This window comes from Ruminococcus sporogenes, assembly GCF_054655175.1.
The window spans coordinates 43,839-66,090 of the sequence record NZ_BAAHOA010000005.1 but is presented as its reverse complement, the minus strand read 5'-3'; the positions used below and the strand labels follow the sequence as shown (position 1 = coordinate 66,090).

Here is a 22,252-nt window from a genome sequence, read left to right as displayed (position 1 = left end):
CGCCTTAACCGGCAGAACGGAGATTAAAATGAAGCTACTTCATATTTCTGATCTTCATCTTGGTAAGCGTCTTAATGATTATAGTCTTATTGATGATCAGAGGGAGGTTTTAAAACAGGCTGTTGACGCCTATATGTTACAAAAGTGCGAGGGCGTGATAATTGCGGGGGATATTTATGACAAATCTGTTCCCTCAGCAGAAGCCATGAAATTATTTAATAATTTTATTACGGATTTATCAAATATCGGTTCAAAAATTTATATGATAAGCGGAAATCATGATTCGCCTGAAAGAATATCATATTATTCTTCTATAATTAAAAAGAGCGGAATATATGCTCCCGAACCTTTTTCGGGAAAGCTGCAGAGCATAGACGAGGATAATAAAATCACAATACATCTGCTTCCATTCATTAAACCGGCTAATGTAAAACAGTTTTATCCGGAGAAGCAGCAGCTTTCCTATGAACAAGCAGTGAAAACCGTTATAGAAAACTCGTATATTGATGAAAATCGAATTAATATATTGGTATGCCATCAGTTTATAACTGGCGGCAAAACTTGTGATTCCGAAGAATTTGCTATCGGAGGACTGGACAGCGTAAGCGCAGAAATTTTTGATATTTTTGATTATGTCGCTTTAGGGCATCTTCATCAGTCGCAGCGGTGCGGCAAAGAAACGGTAAGATATGCCGGTTCTCCGCTTAAATATTCACTGTCGGAGGAATTTCACAAAAAATCCTTTACCGTAGTTGAGGTTAAGGGAAAAAATGATATAAAGATTAATACGGCGCCGATAATACTTCCTCACGATGTAAAGACCATAAAAGGAAGCTTTGAGGAATTAATGAATAAAAGCTATACCGAGGATTACATACGAGTTATAATTACAGATGAAACGGTTTCACCCGACGCCAGAATAGCCCTGAGAAGCGTATTCCCGAATATGCTGAAATTCAGTATAGATAACTCTAAGACCTCGTATGAAACGGACGTTTATTCGGAAGAATCAATAGAAAATAAAAGTCCTGAGGAATTGTTTGGTGATTTTTATGCGCTTCAGAATAATGGAGTTTATCCAAGTGAAAAGCAGCTTGAAATAATTAGGGAAATATTTAATGATCTTGAGGAGACGGTGGAATGAAACCTTTGAAGCTTATAATGTCGGCGTTCGGGCCTTTTGCTGAAATAACGGAGATTGATTTTACTAAAATCGGAAAAAGCGGGGTGTATTTGATAACAGGGGATACCGGTTCAGGCAAGACTACCATTTTCGACGCTATTTCATTTGCTCTTTACGGAGAGGCAAGCGGAGGACGCGACAGAAGAAGCGTAAAATCCTTTCGTTCCGATTTCGCCTTGTCTTCCGCTGAGACTTATGTTATTTTTGAATTTGAACAGCATGGAAAACATTATGAAATAAGAAGATCCCCGTCTTATGAAAGACTGAGCAAGCGAGGACGTTCCGGTGGTATGATTGTCACCCAGCATGAGGCTGTTCTTACAGATTTATCAAACGGTTCCGTTTGGACAAAAACCGACGAGGCCGGTAAGAAAATTGAAGAAATCATAGGGCTGAACCGGAATCAGTTTTCACAGACTGTTATGATAGCTCAGGGAGATTTCCTGAAAATTATTAATAATAAAAGCGACGATAGAAAACAGATATTTCAAAAGCTGTTTAATACCTCACTGTATGACAGATTTCAGCAGAAGCTTAAAGAAATTGACGCGGATTTGGAATCACAGTCTGAAAAAATTACATGGGAATTAAAAAATGAAATGAGCAGGGGAATCACAGACTCAGGGGAGATTGATAAAAGCGACGAAGTCTGCGCTGAGGCGTATCTTGATTTTTTGACTAAGGACAATATTAAATATACTTCTCTTCTTAAAAAAATGATTTTAAAAAAAGACGAGCTTTCAGAATCTAACGATCATCATATAAGGCTTATAGCCGAGGGGCGAGAGCTAAATTTACAATTGGAAGAGCTTGAAAAAAAGAATAAAGAATTAAGTGATTGCCTTCAAAAATCAGACGCTATGAATAAAAAGGCTATAGAAATAAGTAATGCAAAACAGGCTGGACAGATATTAATTCATGAAAAACTTCTTGAGGATAGGAGGCGATCATTATCCCAAAAGAATAATGAACGCATTATGCTTGAGCAGCAGGAATCTGAGCACAAAAATAAATTATATACCGCATCTGAAAAGTATAAAGCGGCTAAACGAGAATCGGAATGTCTTGACGAGCTGCGCAGAAAATATACCATACTGGAAAATGCCTTGCCGTTATTTAGGCAGCTTAACGAAAACAGAAAAAAGTATGCGCAGGCGTCGGAAAGGCTTTTAAATCTAAGAGAAAAAAGCGAGTCTGCTGATAAAGAATACCGTAAGGCGCTTGACGCGTTTATATTAGGTCAGGCGGGATTGCTTGCAGAAAGGCTTGAAAACGGCAAGCCTTGCCCCGTGTGTGGATCAGATAGTCACCCAAGACCTGCCGGTTTATCTGAAGATACGCCGTCGCAGTCTGCTGTAAACGAATTGGAGGAATCGGCAGTAAGGCTCAGAGAAACCTATAAAAAGTGTTCGGAAGAGTGCGCTTTGTTTAAGGCTGCCGTTGAAAATATTGAGAAGAATGAAATTATAAAAGAACAATCAGAGGAAGCTTTATTAAAGAATTTGAGTGAAATAAAAAAGCAAATAGAAAATACTGAAGAAAATTTAAAAAAAGCGGAAAGCGTCTATAATAATGAAATGCAGAACGGACTTAAGCTTGATGAGAGAAAAAGCTTCAATAAAAGCGAGCTTGAACGGCTTCAAAAAGAAGAAAAGCGCTATTTAATGGACTTTGAAAACGCTTTATCTCAAAGCAGATTCGACAGCACGGAAGCTTATGAATCGTCTAAGCTTGATCCGGAAATAATAGAAAAGTATGAAAGGGAAATTGAAAACTATAATTCGTCCGTTAATATACTTGAATCGAGCATAAAGGAACTGAAAAGGATTACTCTAAAAAAAATCAGAGTTGATATAGCGACTTTGGAAAAAGAAAAATCAGAAATATCAGACAAGTTAAAAAATATTTCAGAACAGATATCTTCTGTTAGGACAAGATTGGATATTAATGCCAGTGTAGTAAAAAATATGAAAAGGCTGATTGAAAAACAGAAGATTATAAGGAACGATTGGGGAATTATTAATGATCTTTATAAGACGGCAAGCGGTCAGCAGGGAGGCGGGAAATCTAAAATAAGGTTTGAAGCATATGTTCAGAGATATTATTTCAGGCAGATTATATCATGCGCCAACAAAAGACTAAAACTGCTTACCGACGACGCCTTTGTTCTTAAATGCAGCGAAAGAACGAAGGATTTACGCCGCCAGTCCGGATTGGAGCTTGAGGTATTGGACAGGAAAACTGGCCAATGGAGAGACGTAAGCACTCTTTCAGGGGGAGAATCATTTCTTGCAGCTCTTGCTCTTGCGCTTGGTCTGTCAAATATTGTTCAGGAAAACAGAGGCGGTATTCAGATTGATTCAATGTTTATTGACGAGGGCTTCGGAACGCTTGACGACAATTCTTTGAATCAGACTTTGGATCTTCTTGATAGACTTGCGGGGGGGAAACGTCTTATAGGAATTATTTCTCACGTCGGAGAGCTTAAGAACAGAATAGACAAAAAAATTAAAGTGTATAAAACTTCTGTTGGAAGCGAAATAGAAATATCTGAGTCATAATAGCTTATAAATTTGTAAAGCGTTATTAATTATATGCCGCACACTGTGCATAAGTATTTTCAGCACAGGCCTTTTACATTTTTTTCTGTAGGCTATCATATAGTTTTCACACAAAAAAGTATAATATAATCATACACAAAAAACAATTATGCTTTACATAGAAAGGAAGTTTTATTATGTTAGATAACGATTTTAACCGTCCTGAAGATAACGTTCAGAATAATTCGGAAGATCAGAATAATCATAGTTCTTTCAGCTATAATTATCCGAAGGAAAACAATGCGCAGTCCAACGGTCCTGATATTGAAAAGCCCAAAAAGAAAAAACATGTGTTTACAAAGGTTATTGCTTTTGCAGTATGCGCGGCTGTAATTTCAGCAGGTTCGATACAGTGCTACAGGTATCTGGACAGCAATGACAAGCTTGACGGCTTTTTCAGCAGGTCAAGCAGCTCTCAAACCGACAAAAAAGAAGATTCCGGTGATGACGATAATTCATCGTCGCAGACGTCAAATAAAGCGACAGGCGAAAGCAAGAGCTGGCTTCAGCTTGCTGCAAGATCAGACGGTCTGACTATACCGGAGGCGGTTGAAAAGGTTATGCCTGCGGTAGTAGGAATATCCTCTGAATTTACAACGACCGGCGGAGACACGTCGGGCGGATGGTTTTTCGGTCAGGGGCAGACTCAGACTCAGCCGGCAACTGCAACTGGTACAGGTATTGTAATGACCTCGGACGGATATATTATTACTAACGCCCATGTTATTAACGACACAGAATACGGATACGGCGTAGCAAGCTCGGTTTCAGTACTTATGTCTGATAAAACCGAGTATGAGGCTACAATAAAGGGCTATGACGAGGATACCGATATAGCCGTTTTAAAGGTTGACGCAAAGGATCTTCAGGCAGCCGAATTTGGCAGCAGCGACGATCTTCAGGTAGGAGAGCTTGTTATTGCCATCGGTAATCCGCTTGGATTCGAGCTTTTTGGCTCTGTAACATGCGGTATAGTTTCTGCGCTGAATCGTGAAATTACTATAAACGATAAGAACATGAGCCTTATTCAGACGGACGCAGCGATTAACTCGGGTAATTCGGGCGGTCCGCTTGTAAACAGCTATGGTCAGGTGATAGGAATAAATTCTGCTAAAATGTCGTCAACATACTCGACGTCAGGTTCTGCTTCTGTTGAAGGTCTCGGATTTGCTATTCCTATGACTCAGGCTCAGACAATTATCGACGATTTGATTAATTACGGTTATGTTACAGGCAGACCGCAGATCGGTATCAGCGTAAGCAACGTAGATGAATATACGGCGACTCTTTATAATATGCCTATCGGCGTTTATGTTAGATCAGTTACTCCTAACGGAGCTGCTGAAAAGGCCGGCATTCAGGCCGGAGATATAATAATCGGCGTAAACGGAGAATCTGTATCTACTGATGACGAGCTTAACAAGAAAAAGGATGAGCATAATGCGGGAGATACGATTACTCTTAACATTTCAAGGAATGGAGCAGATATTAATATTGATGTAACCTTGGAGGAAGTAACACAGGGAGATCAAATATTCGGAGGCAGTGAGTCTACTCAAAATTGATATTATTTCATCTTTTATATAAACAATTATCCTTCCGGAGGCGTTTGTGTTAAACAGACGCCGCTTTTTTTATGCAATAAAAAAATCCCGCCTTAGATTAAGACGGGATTTTGAAAAAATGAGGGAAATCTTATAAACTCAGGGTTTTTAAGATTACAAATTAATTATATACCATTTTTTTACAAATTTCAAGACTTTTCTATGTTTGTTCATAAAAAGTTTACATTTAGAGAAAGAATATTATAATTTGCTATTTCATAAATCATATGTTATACTTATATAGATGTGATTTGAAAACTGAACTATAAAATTGCCATAGTCATAAAACCTGAATAAATTTAAAAAAGTTGTATAGTTAAATAACTAAAATAATAAGCTTTGAAAGGAAGGATATATGAATATTATAAAAATAAGTAATCTTAATAAGAGCTTCGGCGAGGTAAGGGCTGTACAGGACCTGAGTCTTAAGGTCAAAGAGGGAGAGCTGTTTGCGTTTCTGGGAGTAAACGGTGCGGGCAAAAGCACTGCAATATCTATTATGTGCGGTCAGCTTGCTAAGGATTCAGGAAAGGTTATAATAGACGATTTGGATCTTGATTTCGATATGAGTAAAATAAAAAATAAATTAGGCGTGGTATTTCAGAATTCGGTACTTGATAAGGCTTTGACTGTCAAGGACAATTTGGAAAGTCGTGCGGCTCTTTACGGTATAAACGGTAAAGCCTTTAAGAACAGACTTTCAGAGCTTTCACAGCTTCTTGAATTTGATGATTTACTTGGAAGAGCTGTCGGAAAGCTTTCCGGCGGACAGAGGCGCAGAATTGATGTTGCGCGTGCGTTGCTTCATGAACCGAAAATACTTATCCTGGACGAGCCGACAACGGGACTTGATCCTCAGACAAGAAAATTACTTTGGAATGTAATTTCAGGTTTAAAGGATAAAAATAAAATGACTGTATTTTTAACGACGCATTATATGGAAGAAGCGTCAGACGCCGATTATGTTGTTATTTTAGACGGTGGAAGAATTTCAGCAGAGGGTACTCCCCGTGAATTGAAAAACGAGTATACCGGAGATTTTATTACTCTTTACGGAGTTGACGAGAAACAGGTAAAAAAGAGATTTTCAGATTATGAATATTTAAGGGGAGCATATCGTATTGCGGTGCCAAATACATCGGAGGCAACGAAGCTTATAATAAAGTACCCGGAAATTTTTGAGGATTATGAAATTGTAAAGGGTAAAATGGACGATGTTTTTCTCTCGGTTACAGGTAAAAAACTTTTGGGAGGATCAGAAAAATGAGTAAACTGAAGGCTCTTATAAAACGAGATACTAAGCTGTTTTTTAAAGATAAGGGGATGTTTTTTACTTCCCTTATAACGCCGCTGATACTTCTGTTTCTTTATTCTACATTTTTAAATAATGTTTACCGTGACACTTTCAGCGGAAGCTTGGAAAATATGGGAAACGGTTTTACAGCGCCGGATAAGTTAATAAACGGTTGCGTAGGAGGACAGCTTTTTTCCTCTTTGCTTGCGGTTTGCTGTGTTACAGTTTCATTCTGTTCCAATATGCTTATGGTTCAGGATAAGGTAACAGGGGCGCGACATGATTTGGGAATTGCGCCTGTTAAAAACTCAACATTAGCTTTAGGATATTATATTTCCACCGTATTGACTACTCTTATTATTTGCATTGTTGCCGCCGCAGCTTCACTGGTATACATAGCAAATACAGGCTGGTATTTGTCGATTACAGATATTATTTTTATAATGCTTGACATATTTTTATTGGTTATGTTTGGCGCCGCCTTGTCAAGTATAGTTAATTTTTTTCTGTCGTCACAGGGACAAATGTCGGCAGTTGGTACTATTATAAGCGCAGGATACGGATTTATATGCGGAGCCTATATGCCTATATCCCAGTTCGGGGAAGGACTTCAAAAGGTAATTTCTTTTCTGCCCGGAACATACGGTACTTCTCTTATGAGAAATCATGCTCTTCGCGGCGTTTTTGAGGAAATGGAAAATCAGGGATTTCCATCAGAAGTTATAAACGGAATTAAGGATTCAGTTGACTGCAATCTATATTTTTTCGGAAATGACGTAAGTATTACTTCAATGTATTTAATTCTTGGAGTTTCAGTTATTATTTTAATAGCAATTTATATCGTTCTTAACGTCTGGAAAGGCAGAAAAGCTAATTAATATATGCGAGGCGGCATTTGCCGCCGTTTTTTTATTCATAGTAAAATACGAATTAATTTTATATAAGCCGCATAAATTTAAATATATTAAAATTAATATTTAACAGGAGTGATTATGAAAAAGATACAATTAACTGAGCTGCTTATATTTATTGTGATTACAGAACTGGTAGGGGCATTGTCAGGACTTATTACAGGAAACGCGTTTTCTTATTACAGTGAGCTGACAAAACCGTCTTTGTCTCCTCCCTCAGCAGTTTTTCCGGCAGTTTGGTTTTTTATTTACGCTCTTATGGGAGTTTCGGCGTATATGATTTATGTTTCAGACGCAAGCGACAGTAAAAAGAAATTCGCTTTGGCTTTATACGGATTGCAATTATTTGTAAACTTTTTGTGGAGTATCGTATTTTTCAAATTTCAGCAAATGGGATTATCTGTTGCAGTAATCATAATTCTGCTGATACTGATAATATTTATGATTATGATTTTCAGAAAAATTAGTCCGGCTGCCGCATATATCAATCTGCCGTATCTTATTTGGACTATTTTCGCAGCATATCTTAATATAGGCATATTGGTTCTTAATTGAAATTATAAAGCCGCTTAGTTTAATTACTAAGCGGCTTTATAATTTTATATTACTGTCCAAGCTTATCCTCGGTTACAACCATAGCTACATAATTCATAAGAAGCAGGCTGTCCGATGTTGTAATTTCACCGTCCTTGGCGCAATCGGCGTTCGCCGCTCCTAACGGCTCCAGCGTATTTAATTCCGGATTAAGCAGATACATATTTATCGCTACAACGTCCGCAATATTTACACTGCCGTCTAAATTTACGTCGCCGTATTTCGAAGCAGTAACTTCGTCAGAAGGCTTTGATGTTGCAGATGAAGCTTCGGTTACAGTTGTAGAAGCTTCAGTTTCCGCCTGTGAAGGCTCTGTTGTTTCCTCTGTCGGCTTCGGATTGACTGAACCGTCTGAATCGAGATTGCTTCCTTCAGAATCGGCGTATTTTTCGTAATATTCTGTAACAGTCATTCCGGTTCCGTTTTCGCCTAACGGTATTTTGTGATCAAGTCCTATATACTTTCCCGAAACATTTGTTTGCCAGAGAGATTTTTCAAATAGACCGTATTTTTCCTCATCCCATGTCATGAAATCATAGCTTAAAAGTCCGCCCGTATCGCCCGAATTCGGATTAAGACACCAGAATGTATGATTAATATGATTGTCTATCATGTAATCGCGCAGTAATTCCATCCATTTTTGATTTTCTGCGCCGTCCATATGACCGCCCCATTCACCGATAAGCAGCGGCGCGATATCCTGATCATTTATATATGCCCATGTGTCGTACCAGTAATCGTCAAGCAGAGACTGTGTTGTAAAATCCTTCTGAAACCATGACTGAGGCCACACCGACGGACCGTAATCGTGCGGAGAATAAACAATCTGGCTGTTTCTTTCAGCAGATCCCAATTCTATAGGATAATCCTTAACTCCTCTGAGATTGCCTCCCCACCATCCTGCATAATAAGGCGGATTTGATTCGGAATCAGGCTGTCCCCATGTAAAGCTGCTGCTTCTTAAATGCTGTTCAACGCCTTCTATTAGTATAAGCGCGTTTGGATTGACGTCGAGTATAGCATTGGCGCATTTGGTCGCCGCATATGCCCAGTTATTCTCATCAGTTGAATCGTCCCATTTTGCGGCGCTGCTTCCTTCCTGACCTTTACCGTGCGGCTCGTTCTTTAAATCATAGGCAACGATCGTATCATCGTTTTTGTATTTATCGGCAAGGTAAACAAGCGTGTCTATCCATATGTCTGTAGTTATAAGAGTACCGTCCTTTGTCTCCTTACCATACCATAAATTATAGTTATGTCCGGAATTGTCGGAATGGGGGCTGTGAATGTCAATGAGCGCTTTAATACCGTATTTTTTGCATTTCTGCATAATTATATCAAATATTTCTTCACTGTTTTTAAGAGTTTTTCCGTCCTCAAGAACAAAGTCTCTGTTTATGTCTACATACGGCGGATCATATCCTGCCTGAACACTCTGCACCGGATTCGGAGTTCCCTTCATCCATGAATAAATCAGCTCTGTGGAAATAGGAAACCGTATAATATTAATTCCTTTATCGGCAACATTAGATAAAAATTTGTCACAGTCGGCGGCGTAAAGTCCGTGGGGAACATTTTCCGAACAGTTGAATCCGAACCAGTTGGCTCCGGTCAGCCATACTTCGTTGCCGTTCATGTCATAAAGCCTGCTGCCCGACGCATGCAGCCAGTCGTCGTTGCAGTCGTCAGTTTCCGCTGAAGACGTAATGCCTGTAAAAGCGGAGGTCATGCACGACGCTGCCACAGCAAAAAGAGCTGCGCAGGAAATAAGCAACTTTTTGATTTTCAATTGTAATCCTCCTCAAATAGTTAATAAAATTCCATCAATCTTCTCTTATTATATTATACACAATTAATAAAAAAAGTCAAGTAAAATGAAAGTTTTAATCAAGATTTGATAAAATTTCGTAAACAATAGAATCGGTTGATATATCAGAGGACTGTCGGTTTTCTATTAAAACGGCAAAGGCAATCGGAAAGCTTTCATCATCTACAAAACCGGTAAGCAGCGAATTTTCTTCTTCACCGTTTTTGACCTGCGCGGTACCGCTTTTGATACCAAGATTGTAACCGGGTATGGAGCCGGTATAATTCAGTCCGTTTTCCAGCATTATTTTTTTGACTTCTGATGCGGTAGATGATGAAAATAGCTGATCTGAATATGAAACTGACGATGATTCGACTGTTCTGCCGTTTACGTTTGTTACATGGTCTATCAGATAGGGCATAGTTGATTTGCCGGATTCATTAGCGATTGCGCTTTGCCACATCATCATCTGGCAGGGACTTACAATACTCATGCCCTGACCGATACAGCTCCACTGAGTGTTGAATTCATATTTATCCGTTAGCTCCGTTGAAGCAGTCTGAGAAATTATTCCGTTAATGTCTATGGAACCTGACGCGGATCCGTTCACCGAAAATCCAAGTCTCCTGTATATTTTTTCAATATCGCTCAGATTCCAGTCGGAATCCTCTACAAGCTGTGCAAAAAACGGATTGCAGCTATTCTGAAAGGCTTCGGTTATATTTTGCGTTCCGTGACCGTAAAGGTTATGACAATTGATTACTTCTCCCGTACGGTTTGTATAGCTGCCTTCGCAGACGAATGATTTTTCGCTCAGCTTATCAATACCCATAGTTTCTACAGCGGCTATGAGAGTTGAAATTTTCTGAGTTGAACCGGGAACGGTTTTGTAAAACGCTTTGCAGAGAAGACTTCCTTCCTCAAGGTCCTCGTAGCCCTTCAGAGGATCTACGTTCGGTTTGCTGACGCATATCAATATTTCTCCGGTTTTGTAGTTATATGCTATAGCGCAGCCGTTTTTACTGCCGAACGCAGAATATACCCTCTCATTTGCTCTGTGGTCAAGCGTAGTGTAAATAGCCGCCTTTCCGCCTTTTCTTGTAATGCCTTTAGTAAAGCTGTAGTTGCTGAGTCTTTCAAGGTTGTTTGCGACTAACGTATTAGTCATCTGACCGCTGGCGTCGCCTATGAGATTGCCGACGTCTTTGAAATAACCGTCCGGATAATCTCCCTCTTGAGCTTCGTCGTCAAAAATTATGTCGCCGTTGCAGTCATAAACATAGCCAAGATCTCGTGAACCTGAATTGCTTATATAAAACGACGCCTCCATCTGAATTTTAACTATCAGCATAATTATTCCGGCAAGGAATACCAGCATCATAAATGTTATCAGATTTTTTCCTCTTTTTAAGCTTTTCATACTGCTCTCCTGTTTATTTTAGGTTGCGACGGTCTTATCGGAACAGGGAAAACCGTCGCCTGTCCGGCCTTTAGGAAACCGATCATAAAGCCGCATGCCAGCATGGAGCTTCCTCCCTGTGAAATAAACGGTATTGTTACTCCTGTAAACGGTATCATATTACATGAACCGAATATATTAAGCGCCATCTGTGCAATGAAAGCGGCGCATACTCCTACCGTCAGAGTAGTGTGGAAATATGAGCGCGGTATATTTATCAGCGCTGTTGCAAGGAGCAATATAATCATAAATACTGCCAGCAGCGCCATAAGCATTCCCCATTCCTCGCAGATAGAAGAAAAAACTATGTCAGTGTCTGCCGCCGGAACCTTGTAAAGCGCTCCGTGACCCGGTCCTTTTCCAAACCATCCGCCCTCTGCTATGGCTATAAGCGCCTGACACTGCTGCCATCCGTTGCCTGTTGGATCGCTCCATATATCAACGTTAAGTCTATCCTGAACATATGACGGAGCGAATTTTAAAGCGATTATTATTACAACAAGTCCGACGGCGCTGAGGCTTATTATAAGCTTTTTAGACAGCTTTGCCTTAGGATAGCAGATTCGCATAAGAAAGCCGCATCCGGCAACTGCGGCGAAGGTCGGCAGACTTCCGAGATCCCGGCACCACCACTGAAGAAGCATAATGATTCCTGTTAAAGCAAGAAGCGCCATATTGTCGTAAACTACTCTTACAAACAATACCTTTTTCTTTTTCTGCTGCTGTGCGATTGAAGTGGCGAATACAAGAACGAAGAAAACCTTAAGAAATTCGGAAGGCTGGATAGTTATGAATCCCAAATCTATCCACATTCCTCTGCTTCCGGTAAAAAGCAGGATAGAAACTATGAGTACGCCGCAAATTCCGTAGAATATATATTTATATTTTTCTATAAAATGATAATTTTGTGCAAGCTTGAAGCCAACCTGACAGCATATGAGAGCCAGTATGGAAAAAATGAAATGCTTTAATGCAAATCCCACGCCTCCGAAGCATGATTGGAAAATAACGCTCATATTTAAAAGAGTTATGAGAAGTATATCTAATGTGTATGTGTTTTGCTTTAGGAATTTAAGTATAAAGAAATAAAGTATATCCGAAACAAGAACGGCTGATGAAAGAATTATCGGAGAAATTATAGTTTCGTAGTCGCCCTTTACAAATACAACCGTAAGGAGGGATATGTGCGTCAGCAGGGACAGCAGCGTTATTCCTCCGTATGAAAGACCGTTTTTATACATTTTGCGGTTTTACCCTCCTTATATAAAGAGTTTTTTTCCCGATTCTTATTTCGTCGTTGTTTCTCAGCCGCTGCTGCTTTATTTTCATGCCGTTAACATAGGTTCCTGATTTTGATTCCAAATCGGTCAGCGTCCAGACGCCGTCCTCCAGACTTAAAAGAGCGTGATATCTTGAAACCGACAAATCGGGAAATCTTAGGTCAGCGGAAATATGCCTTCCCATAAGTATTTCCTGTGAATTCAGTGTGAATGTGAAACCGCCTTCCGTATCTGTTAGTATCATATGTCTGGCGGCTCTGTTCCATTGCTGCTGCACCGCTTTTTTTTCCTTTGAGCAGAAAGCGATTATAACCAGAGCGCATACATCTATCAATATAAGAGCTGACGCTGCGATAATATCTTCAAATCCGGAAAGCTTGCCTGTAAGCTCGCCGAGAAATTCAGTAAATGCATCCATTATTGTAAAGCCTTCCCTTCTATTTTCTATTTTAACATTATAATACATTTTCTGTAAATTATCAAGCGGTAATACAAAATATGAAAATTCTACAAAAAATCGGAAATAAAATATTTTTTCTAATGCTTGCAAAAAGATATAAAATAAGATATAATAAGGTGTATCATTATGTATAAAAAGAGCATTAATGATAATACGCTGTCGTAAATATATGAAAGGAGAGCATATCCATTAATCGTTTATGGATATCAGTATTACGCTATGGAAGAAATGTTGAAAGATAATGTATATATGCCGGCAGTAGCTATGAGAGGACTTGTCTGCTTTCCGAGACTTGTCATGCATTTTGATATTGCGCGGGAATTATCCGTTAAAGCGGTAGAAGAATCCCTGAAAAATGACAGATTGGTTTTTCTGACAGCGCAGAAGGACGTTTACATTGAGCGTCCCGGCGAAGAGGATTTATATAAAACCGGCGTCGTAGCCGAAATCAGGCAGACGCTGAAAACCCCTGATAATGTAATGAGAGTTCTTGTCGAGGGCGTTTACAGAGCAAGGACAGTAAAATTCAAAGAAGAAAACGGCATGATAAAATGCGCGGTAAAAAAACTTAACGATTACAGCAGGTATAAGCCTGATCCGGTTGAGCAGACCGCCATATCTCGTTCGCTCAAGGATATTTTTGAACGCTATGCCGAGTTTGTTCCAAGAATGCCTAAGGAACTGGTAGCTTCTATAATGTGTCAGGACGACATATATAAGCTTTTTGAAAATATAGCGTACAATATAAATCTTGATTTTTATGATAAGCAGGCGCTGCTTGAGGAATCGAACATAATGAAGCGTCTCGGAATGCTTTACGGCTGTCTTGTTAAGGAAGTCGAGGTTTTGGAGCTTGAAAAGGAAATACAGGACGAAGTAAAGGAAAATATAGATCAGAATCAAAGAGAATATTATTTAAGAGAGCAGATGAGGGTAATTGCAGGTCAGCTTGGAGAAGATGAGGGTCAGGACGAGGCTTACGATTACATAGACAGAATTTATGAGCTTAAACTTTCGGAGGAAAATACCGAAAAGCTTATAAAGGAAGCCGAAAGACTTTCAAAAATGCCGTCCTCGTCTCAGGAGGCGTTTGTAATCAGAAATTATCTTGACACTGTTCTTGAACTTCCGTGGAATAAGTCGACAAAAATAAAGCTGGATATTAACAAAGCAGCAAAAATACTTGACAAAGATCATTACGGTATGAAAAAGGTAAAGGAAAGAATACTTGAAAGTATAGCCGTTCACGGTCTTATGCCAGAGGTAACAGGGCAGATCATATGCCTTGTGGGTCCTCCCGGAGTCGGAAAAACATCAATTGGACGTTCCATTGCAAAAGCGCTTGGGAGAGAATATGCGCGAGTATCTTTGGGCGGCGTAAGGGACGAATCGGACATAAGGGGACACAGAAAAACCTATGTGGGCGCAATGCCGGGACGTATTATGAATGCGATGAAAATCGCCGGAACTAACAATCCTCTTATATTATTTGATGAAATAGATAAGATGGGAAACGATTTCAGGGGAGATCCGGCGTCAGCTATGCTGGAGGTACTTGACAGCGAGCAGAATAAGGAATTCAGGGATCATTATATAGAGCTTCCGTTTGACCTCAGCCGTGTTTTATTTGTTACAACGGCGAATACTACCGATACTATACCGGCTCCTTTGCTTGACAGAATGGAGCTGATAGAGCTTACAAGCTATACAAGGGAAGAGAAGTTTCATATTGCAAAGGAGCATCTTATTCCTAAGCAGATAAAAAAGCATGGTCTGAAGGGTACTCAGATAAAAATTAATGACGATGTAATTTATATGTTAATTGACTTTTATACCAAGGAGGCAGGCGTAAGAAGTCTTGAGAGAGTTATAGCTTCTCTTTGCAGAAAAGCCGCTAAGGCCGTCGTTTCAGGCGAAGTGAAAAGAATAAGCTTTACACGCAAAAATCTGAAAGCTTATCTGGGCGCGGAGAAATATCTGCCGGATGAAAAACTAAGCAGCGACGAAATAGGAGTTGTGAACGGTCTTGCCTGGACGTCAGTCGGAGGCGTTTTAATGCCGCTTGAGGTTCTTATCCTGGAAGGCAAGGGAAATATTGAAACAACCGGCTCTCTTGGCGACGTTATGAAGGAAAGCGCAAGGCTGGCGGTAAGCTATGTAAGAAGTATAGCCCGTAAATATAATATCCCTGAGGATTTTTATAAGACAAAAGATATTCATATTCACGCGCCCGAGGGCGCCGTTCCAAAGGACGGCCCTTCGGCGGGCGTAACAATGGTAACCGCACTCGTCTCAGCATTATCCGGAATACCTGTAAAATGCGATGTAGCCATGACGGGTGAAATAACCCTGCATGGTAAAGTTCTTCCGATCGGAGGTCTTCGTGAAAAAACAATGGCTGCTTTTAAGGTCGGGTTAAAGACTGTTATAGTTCCGGAAGCAAATCGCGGGGATATTGACGAAATCGACGAGGTGGTAAGAGCTTCTCTTAATTTTGTATATGCTTCAAGGCTTGAAACCGTCTTAGAAACCGCTTTGCGTTTTGAAAGCAAGGCTGACAAAAGCCTGATGATAGTCCGCGATGATTCAAATCAAGGGCAGAACGCTTCGGTTACCTCATAAGGGGGGAGAAAGTATGAATTATAATAAAGCGGAATTCAGCGCTTCATACGGAACCTTTTCTCAGATACCGCCGTGCGAACGCATAGAAATAGCCTTTGCCGGCAGATCTAACGTAGGGAAATCCACTCTTATAAATAAGGTATTTAACAGAAAAAACCTTGCAAGAGTTAGCTCTGTGCCGGGAAAGACCGCCACTATAAACTTTTATGGACTGGAAAACGTATATTTTGTTGATCTTCCCGGATACGGTTATGCAAAGGTTGCAAAGTCGGAAAAGAATCGCTGGGCCGACCTTATTGAGGGCTATCTGAATTCTGACAGGGATATAAGACTGGTTTTTCTTCTGATTGATATGCGCCATGCTCCGTCGGCCGACGATCTGCATATGATTAATTATCTTGTTGACTCGGGACTTCCGTTTGTTATTATACTTACAAAGGCGGACAAGCTTAAAAAGACTCGGAGACTTGAACGTATGAAATCATTTGAAACGGAGATTCCGTATTTTGAAGATATTCATATTATTCCGTTTTCTTCGCAGACCTTTGAAGGAGTCGATGAAGTAAGAAATATAATTGAGGAAATTTCCGGGGAGGACGAAGATACCCCTATGCAGTAAAAAGAAAGGAATGTTTTTAATGTTTGTATCCGAAAATCTCAGTGTGAATGAAAAAGGACATCTTACGGCAGGCGGAGCGGATACCGTAGAGCTTGCGGAGCGTTACGGCACTCCTCTTTATGTTATGGACGAGGCTCTTATAAGAAAACACTGTAAGAGCTTTAAGGAAAGCATTGATAAATTTTACGGCGGCGGAGGACTTGTCTGCTATGCAAGTAAGGCGTTTTGCTGTCTTGAAATGTGCAGAATCATGAAGGAAGAGGGAATAGGCTTGGACGTTGTGTCGATCGGCGAGCTTTATACGGCGGTCAAATCCGGCGCCGATTGCGAAAAAATTTGTTTCCATGGAAATAATAAAACTGATGAAGAGCTTGAATATGCCGTTGAAATGAAGGTAGGCAGGATTATTGTAGATAATGTTTATGAGCTGGAGAGACTTGATAAGATTGCAGAAAAAAAGCGTGTCAAAGCTGGTATAATGTTCAGAATAAAGCCAGGCATAGACGCTCACACCCATGATTTTATCAGAACAGGTCAGATTGACAGTAAATTCGGTTTTGCTCTGGAAACCGGAGAGGCTATGGAAGCTGTTAAAAAGGCTCTTTCCTGTGAAAATATAAATTTAAAAGGTCTGCACTGTCATATAGGCTCTCAGATATTTGATATTGATCCCTTTACAGAAGCCGCTAAGGTTATGCTTACGTTCATATCCGATATAAAAAATGAAACCGGACATGAGATTATTGAATTGAATCTCGGCGGCGGATTTGGAATAAAATATACTGAGGAAAATGATCCTGTTCCATACGAATCTTATATGGAGAAAGTATCTGAAGTCGTTAAAGATAGCTGCAAGAAGCTCGGAATAAAGCTGCCTTTTATAATTATTGAACCGGGGCGTTCGATGTCAGGTCCGGCAGGTATTACGCTCTATACATGCGGAGGAGTGAAGGATATTCCCAATGTCAGAACTTATGTTTCAATTGACGGAGGCATGACTGATAATCCAAGATATGCCCTCTATCAGTCAGAATATGAGGCGATTGTTGCCAATAAAGCCTCTGAGACTAAGGATACGATAGTGACGCTTGCAGGAAAGTGCTGTGAAAGCGGCGATTTAATCGGAGAGGGAATGCCGCTCCAGAAAGCTGAACCGGGGGATATTATTGCCGTATGCGCAACAGGAGCCTATAATTATTCCATGGCCTCAAATTATAACAGAATTCAAAAGCCGGCGGTTGTTATGGTTAATAACGGGGATTCGAGAATTATTGTTAAAAGGGAAACACTTGATGATATTATAAGAAATGATATATAAGTTTATTAATATTTGAAATTCCTTATTAATATATTATAATGCTTTAAGGCAAACTGATACCTGTAATACGGTATCAGTTTTTTTATTTATGATTGACATGATTCGACAAAAATGGTAAAATAATATTATTATACAGAAAGGGTTCGAATCATTATGAAGCAAAAAATACCGTTTATCATATTATTTTTATTATCATTTATAGGAGTTAATTCGGAATTTATAGTTTTTTCAAATGAATCCGGTAATGAACCGATTTGCGAGAACGGCGTCTATCAGATTAAAACAGCCGATGAACTGAAATGGTTTTCTGATTACGTAAACAGCGGCTTTTCAGATGCGAACGCATTTATATGCAACGATATAGACTTATCGGAGATCTGCTCGGAAAATACGGAAAGCTGGATTCCTATCGGCAGGGATTATTCTGTTTCCTTTACGGGTAGATTTGACGGCGGTAATCATACCGTATCAGGTCTTTATATCGACGGCGGCGAGCTGTTCAACGGGCTATTCGGTTATTTAAGCGGAACAGTTGAAAGGGTGTCGGTAACCGGAATTATAATAAACAACAATGATCAGGGATATTGCGGCGGTATCGCGGGCTATAATTACTGCGGTATAATACGCGGCTGCAGTTTCAACGGCGATATAAGCTTAAAATCCTTGTCCTGCGGAGGCCTGACCGCTTACTGCGATCTTGACGGCAGAGTAACAAACAGCTTTTCAGTTCTCAAAGATAAAAATGCAGCGGCATGCGGTGAAAATGTCGGTATTGTAAAGTATTGTTATTATTTATCGGATTCAAGAGAAACAAAAGGCGATTGTAAGGGGGTCACTGAGGAGGATTTTATAAGCGGTGAAATATGCAGTCTGATGAATACAAACCAAAGCGAGGATATATGGAAGCAAAAGCTTGGAATAGACAATTTTCCGGTGCTTAATGGTAACGATTTTGTATTTGAAACTCATAGATGCAGCTCTGACGACGTAATAATGTATCGTAATTATAATACTCCGGTGCATAATTTTTCAGAAAATACATGTATTGATTGCGGTATAAAGCGCGTTGAGACCATTGGGGCGAGTCTTGTTCTTGACAGAGCCGTCGGTTTGAAATATTATATAAGGCTCAATGATATGGAAATAGATAATTCCGTTATTACCCTGAAATATTACGACGGCGGCAGAAGCGGTGAAATGCAGTGTGATTATGAGGGAAATAATATTTACAGTGCGGTAATACCTAAATATTTAAATGAGCTTTATGGAAATATTATAACCAATGTTAAATGTTTATCTGATGAAACGGTAGTTTGCTGTGAACCGGAGGTTAATTATTCAGTACTGACATATATAGATTCGTTGGTTTCAGGAGATTCGGAAGAATGTCGTTCTCTGCTTTTGTCTTTACTTGAATTAAGCGGCTCCGCCGAAAAATATTCAGTCGGAAGCGATAATCTTTCGGAAATTCTGTCACAAAGTCCTTGGTCTGATTATTTTAAGCTTTACAAGCCTGAAAAGTATAATGCACGGTATCAGGATTTATCTGGATATAAAAACAGCGTTGAATCTCCGTCAGCTAAAATTACGCATGCTTACATATCCGTTGATACTCAGATAAATATGAATTTTTATATTGAAACGTCGGAAACCGATCTTTATCTTAATTATAAAAATATTCAGAAGAATGAAGAATCATCTGTACCGCTTATCTGGGATAATGAAAAGCAGAAATATAAGGCGGCGATAGACGGCATAGACGCTGAAAATCTAAAGGACGATTACGTGTTGAAAATAACTGATAAGTACGGTAATGATAAAAGCGATACTATAGGATATAATCTTGAAAAATATATTTATACGGTTTTAAACACAGGAGCAGACTATGACGCGGAAACTATATCGGTTTGCGAGGCGCTGATGAATTATGCTTATTATGCAGAAATTTACGCTGATAGCTCAAGAAATCAGTAATTAAGTATTGCAATTGCGAAAATCTAATGATATAATTATATAAATAAAAATGCTAATATTATTTTTTATATAATTTACGCTGCTTCAACAGCGGCAGAATGGAGTTCTATATGGGTCTTATAAAAGCTGCAATCAGTTCTGTTGGCGGAACCTTTGCCGATCAATGGAAAGAATTTATTTACTGCGATTCTATTCCTAATGATGTTTTGGCTGTCAGAGGACGAAAAAAGACCTCCGGGCGTTCTTCAAATACCAAAGGCAATGATAATATAATAACCAGCGGGAGCGGTATAGCGGTAGCTGACGGACAGTGCATGATAATTGTTGAACAGGGACGTATAGCCGAAATATGCGCCGAACCGGGAGAGTTTACCTTTGACGCTTCAACGGAACCCAGTCTTTTCTGCGGAAGTCTCGGAAAAGGATTGCTGAATACATTCCGAACTATAGGTAAAAGATTTACATACGGCGGAGACGCCGGTAAGGATCAGCGCGTATACTACTTTAATACAAAAGAGCTTGTTGATAATAAATTCGGTACGCCGAATCCTGTTCCTTTCAGGGTGGTAGACGCCAATATAGGACTTGATGTGGATATATCCGTCCGCTGTAACGGCGTATATTCTTATAAAATAATCGATCCCCTGTTGTTCTATACTAACGTATGCGGAAACGTTCAGCAGGAATATACTCGTGAAAATATAGACCGTCAGCTTAAAACTGAATTTCTTAACGCTCTTCAGCCGGCGTTTGCCAGAATATCCGGTTTGGGAATAAGGTACAGCGCTTTGCCGGGTCATACTGCCGAGCTATGCGAGGCTATGAATAATGAGCTGAATGCAAAATGGCAGAAGCTAAGGGGCCTTGAAATTGTTTCAATAGGTATAAATTCAATTAATGCTCCTAAAGAAGACGAGGATATGATAAAAGAGCTTCAGAGGACTGCCGTATTCAGAAATCCAAATATGGCGGGAGCTGCGATGGTAGGCGCTCAGGCAGACGCAATGAAGGCGGCAGCGTCTAATTCAGGCGGCGTTATGGCTGGATTTATGGGCGTAAATATGGCACAGCAGGCAGGGGGGCTTAATGCTCAGAATTTGTTTGCTATGGGACAGCAATCCGCTCAGAACGCTTCTGATAAAAGCTTAAATAAAAATGAGTGGAAATGCGTATGCGGAGCGGTCAATAATGGAAAATTCTGTGCAGAATGCGGTACGGCAAAGCCTTCTGAAAGCGGATGGACATGTGCATGCGGAAATGTAAACAAGGGTAAGTTCTGCGAAGAATGCGGTAAACCAAAGCCTGTAGGAGCTTTGCTTTATAAATGCGATAAATGCGGCTGGGAGCCTGAGAATCCTGAAAATCCACCTAAATTCTGCCCCGAATGCGGGGATAAATTTGATGAAAACGACGCGCGTTAATAAAATTGCTGTAGAGGTGAAATAATGTCAACCCTATTAGAATATAAATGTCCCAAATGCGGAGGAGCTATTGAATTTGACAGCGCTTCGCAGCAGATGAAATGCCCTTACTGCGATTCGTTATTCGACGTGGAAACAATGAAATCCTATGATGAAGCTATAAAAAACGAACCTGATAAAATGCAGTGGGAAAAAACGTCGGGCAATTCGTGGGCTGAGGACGAATTAAAGGGTATGTCCGTCTATACCTGCGAGTCCTGCGGCGGCGAGATTATATGCGGCGCTGATACGTCGGCAGCATTATGTCCGTATTGTGACAATCCGGTTGTTATGAAGGGTAATTTTTCCGGCGCTTTGCGTCCTGATTGTATTATTCCATTCAAGCTTGATAAAAAATCCGCCAAGGAATCGCTTTATAACCATATAAAAGGAAAAAAGCTACTGCCTAAGATATTTAAAGATGAAAATCATATAGATGAAATAAAAGGCGTTTATGTACCGTTTTGGCTTTTTGACTGCGATACGGATTCCAAGGTTAATTATAATGCTCAGCGGTTAAGGCATTGGAGCGACGGCAAATATGATTATACTGAAACAAGCTATTATTTAGTCAGGAAAGAAGGATTAATGTCCTTTGACCGCATTCCGGTGGACGGTTCGTCTCAGATGCCGGATGATCTCATGGAGTCAATCGAGCCTTATGATTTTAGAGAAGCCGTTGACTTTCAGACCGCTTATCTTGCGGGTTATCTTGCCGATAAATATGACGTAACTTCCGAGCAAAGCATTGAGCGGGCGAATCAGAGGGTAAAAATAAGCGTTGAAGAAGGATTTAAAAGATTTATGCAGGGGTACAGCAGTATTACTGTTAAAAATTCAAGTATAAATCTTATTAAGAGTAACGTACGATACGCTTTATATCCGGTATGGATTCTTAATACTTCTTGGAATGATAAAAAGTATACGTTCGCGATGAACGGTCAGACAGGTAAATTTGTCGGTGATCTTCCTATGGATAAAAGATTATTCTGGAAATGGTTTGGAGCTGTCTTTGCCGTTACGTCGTTAATATCGCTTGCAATCGGATTTTTATTATAGGGTGGTAA

The 22,252-nt window shown here is 39.9% G+C and carries 16 protein-coding genes; 12 read left to right on the top strand and 4 right to left on the bottom strand.

Annotation, left to right across the window (positions count from 1 at the left end):
• The first annotated feature begins 28 nt into the window (after window positions 1-28).
• From ACYQ0N_RS14440 to ACYQ0N_RS14415, 6 genes are all read left to right on the top strand, one after another.
• Window positions 29-1,144 (top strand): exonuclease SbcCD subunit D, encoded by a 1,116-nt coding sequence (locus ACYQ0N_RS14440; protein WP_177533217.1) that lies wholly within the window; start codon window positions 29-31, stop codon window positions 1,142-1,144.
• A complete protein-coding gene (locus ACYQ0N_RS14435) occupies window positions 1,141-3,744 on the top strand; it encodes an AAA family ATPase (protein ID WP_460163077.1) in 2,604 nt (867 codons plus the stop codon). The genes ACYQ0N_RS14440 and ACYQ0N_RS14435 overlap by 4 nt, the downstream gene beginning before the upstream one ends.
• A gap of 176 nt (window positions 3,745-3,920) precedes the next feature.
• On the top strand, window positions 3,921-5,348 hold the full coding sequence (locus ACYQ0N_RS14430; protein WP_177533219.1) for a S1C family serine protease: 1,428 nt from the start codon (window positions 3,921-3,923) through the stop codon (window positions 5,346-5,348).
• A gap of 394 nt (window positions 5,349-5,742) precedes the next feature.
• A complete protein-coding gene (locus ACYQ0N_RS14425) occupies window positions 5,743-6,654 on the top strand; it encodes an ABC transporter ATP-binding protein (RefSeq protein WP_177533220.1) in 912 nt (303 codons plus the stop codon).
• Window positions 6,651-7,559: an ABC transporter permease gene (locus ACYQ0N_RS14420; protein ID WP_460163076.1), complete on the top strand. Its 909-nt coding sequence runs from the start codon at window positions 6,651-6,653 to the stop codon at window positions 7,557-7,559. Before ACYQ0N_RS14425 ends, ACYQ0N_RS14420 begins: the two co-directional genes overlap by 4 nt.
• A gap of 114 nt (window positions 7,560-7,673) precedes the next feature.
• Window positions 7,674-8,147: a TspO/MBR family protein gene (locus ACYQ0N_RS14415; protein WP_460163075.1), complete on the top strand. Its 474-nt coding sequence runs from the start codon at window positions 7,674-7,676 to the stop codon at window positions 8,145-8,147.
• Between the two features lie 49 nt (window positions 8,148-8,196).
• On the opposite strand, the gene ACYQ0N_RS14410 is transcribed toward ACYQ0N_RS14415, so the two are convergent.
• The 4 genes from ACYQ0N_RS14410 to ACYQ0N_RS14395 all read right to left on the bottom strand — a co-directional run bounded on the left by ACYQ0N_RS14410 (window position 8,197) and on the right by ACYQ0N_RS14395 (window position 13,150).
• Window positions 8,197-9,915, bottom strand: a complete 1,719-nt coding sequence (locus tag ACYQ0N_RS14410) for a cellulase family glycosylhydrolase (protein ID WP_177533476.1) — start codon at window positions 9,913-9,915, stop codon at window positions 8,197-8,199.
• 154 nt (window positions 9,916-10,069) lie between these two features.
• On the bottom strand, window positions 10,070-11,413 hold the full coding sequence (locus tag ACYQ0N_RS14405; protein WP_460163074.1) for a penicillin-binding transpeptidase domain-containing protein: 1,344 nt from the start codon (window positions 11,411-11,413) through the stop codon (window positions 10,070-10,072).
• A complete protein-coding gene (locus ACYQ0N_RS14400; RefSeq protein ID WP_460163073.1) occupies window positions 11,410-12,693 on the bottom strand; it encodes an FtsW/RodA/SpoVE family cell cycle protein in 1,284 nt (427 codons plus the stop codon). The genes ACYQ0N_RS14405 and ACYQ0N_RS14400 overlap by 4 nt, the downstream gene beginning before the upstream one ends.
• Window positions 12,686-13,150, bottom strand: a complete 465-nt coding sequence (locus ACYQ0N_RS14395) for an FHA domain-containing protein (RefSeq protein ID WP_177533225.1) — start codon at window positions 13,148-13,150, stop codon at window positions 12,686-12,688. Before ACYQ0N_RS14395 ends, ACYQ0N_RS14400 begins: the two co-directional genes overlap by 8 nt.
• Before the next feature lie 270 nt (window positions 13,151-13,420).
• Between ACYQ0N_RS14395 and lon the strand changes: the two genes are divergently transcribed.
• The 6 genes from lon to ACYQ0N_RS14365 all read left to right on the top strand — a co-directional run bounded on the left by lon (window position 13,421) and on the right by ACYQ0N_RS14365 (window position 22,244).
• Window positions 13,421-15,814, top strand: a complete 2,394-nt coding sequence (gene lon / locus ACYQ0N_RS14390) for an endopeptidase La (protein ID WP_460163093.1) — start codon at window positions 13,421-13,423, stop codon at window positions 15,812-15,814.
• Window positions 15,815-15,827: 13 nt separating this feature from the next.
• Complete coding sequence (gene yihA, locus ACYQ0N_RS14385) at window positions 15,828-16,433, top strand: ribosome biogenesis GTP-binding protein YihA/YsxC (protein ID WP_177533226.1); 606 nt, start codon at window positions 15,828-15,830, stop codon at window positions 16,431-16,433.
• A 19-nt stretch (window positions 16,434-16,452) separates the two neighbouring features.
• Complete coding sequence (gene lysA / locus ACYQ0N_RS14380; RefSeq protein WP_177533227.1) at window positions 16,453-17,751, top strand: diaminopimelate decarboxylase; 1,299 nt, start codon at window positions 16,453-16,455, stop codon at window positions 17,749-17,751.
• 153 nt (window positions 17,752-17,904) lie between these two features.
• A complete protein-coding gene (locus ACYQ0N_RS14375) occupies window positions 17,905-19,725 on the top strand; it encodes a hypothetical protein (protein WP_177533228.1) in 1,821 nt (606 codons plus the stop codon).
• A 110-nt stretch (window positions 19,726-19,835) separates the two neighbouring features.
• Entirely contained in the window at window positions 19,836-21,146 is a 1,311-nt protein-coding gene (locus ACYQ0N_RS14370; RefSeq protein WP_460163072.1) for an SPFH domain-containing protein, read from the top strand.
• Window positions 21,147-21,170: 24 nt separating this feature from the next.
• Window positions 21,171-22,244, top strand: a complete 1,074-nt coding sequence (locus tag ACYQ0N_RS14365; RefSeq protein WP_460163071.1) for a TFIIB-type zinc ribbon-containing protein — start codon at window positions 21,171-21,173, stop codon at window positions 22,242-22,244.
• The last annotated feature ends 8 nt before the right edge of the window (window positions 22,245-22,252 follow it).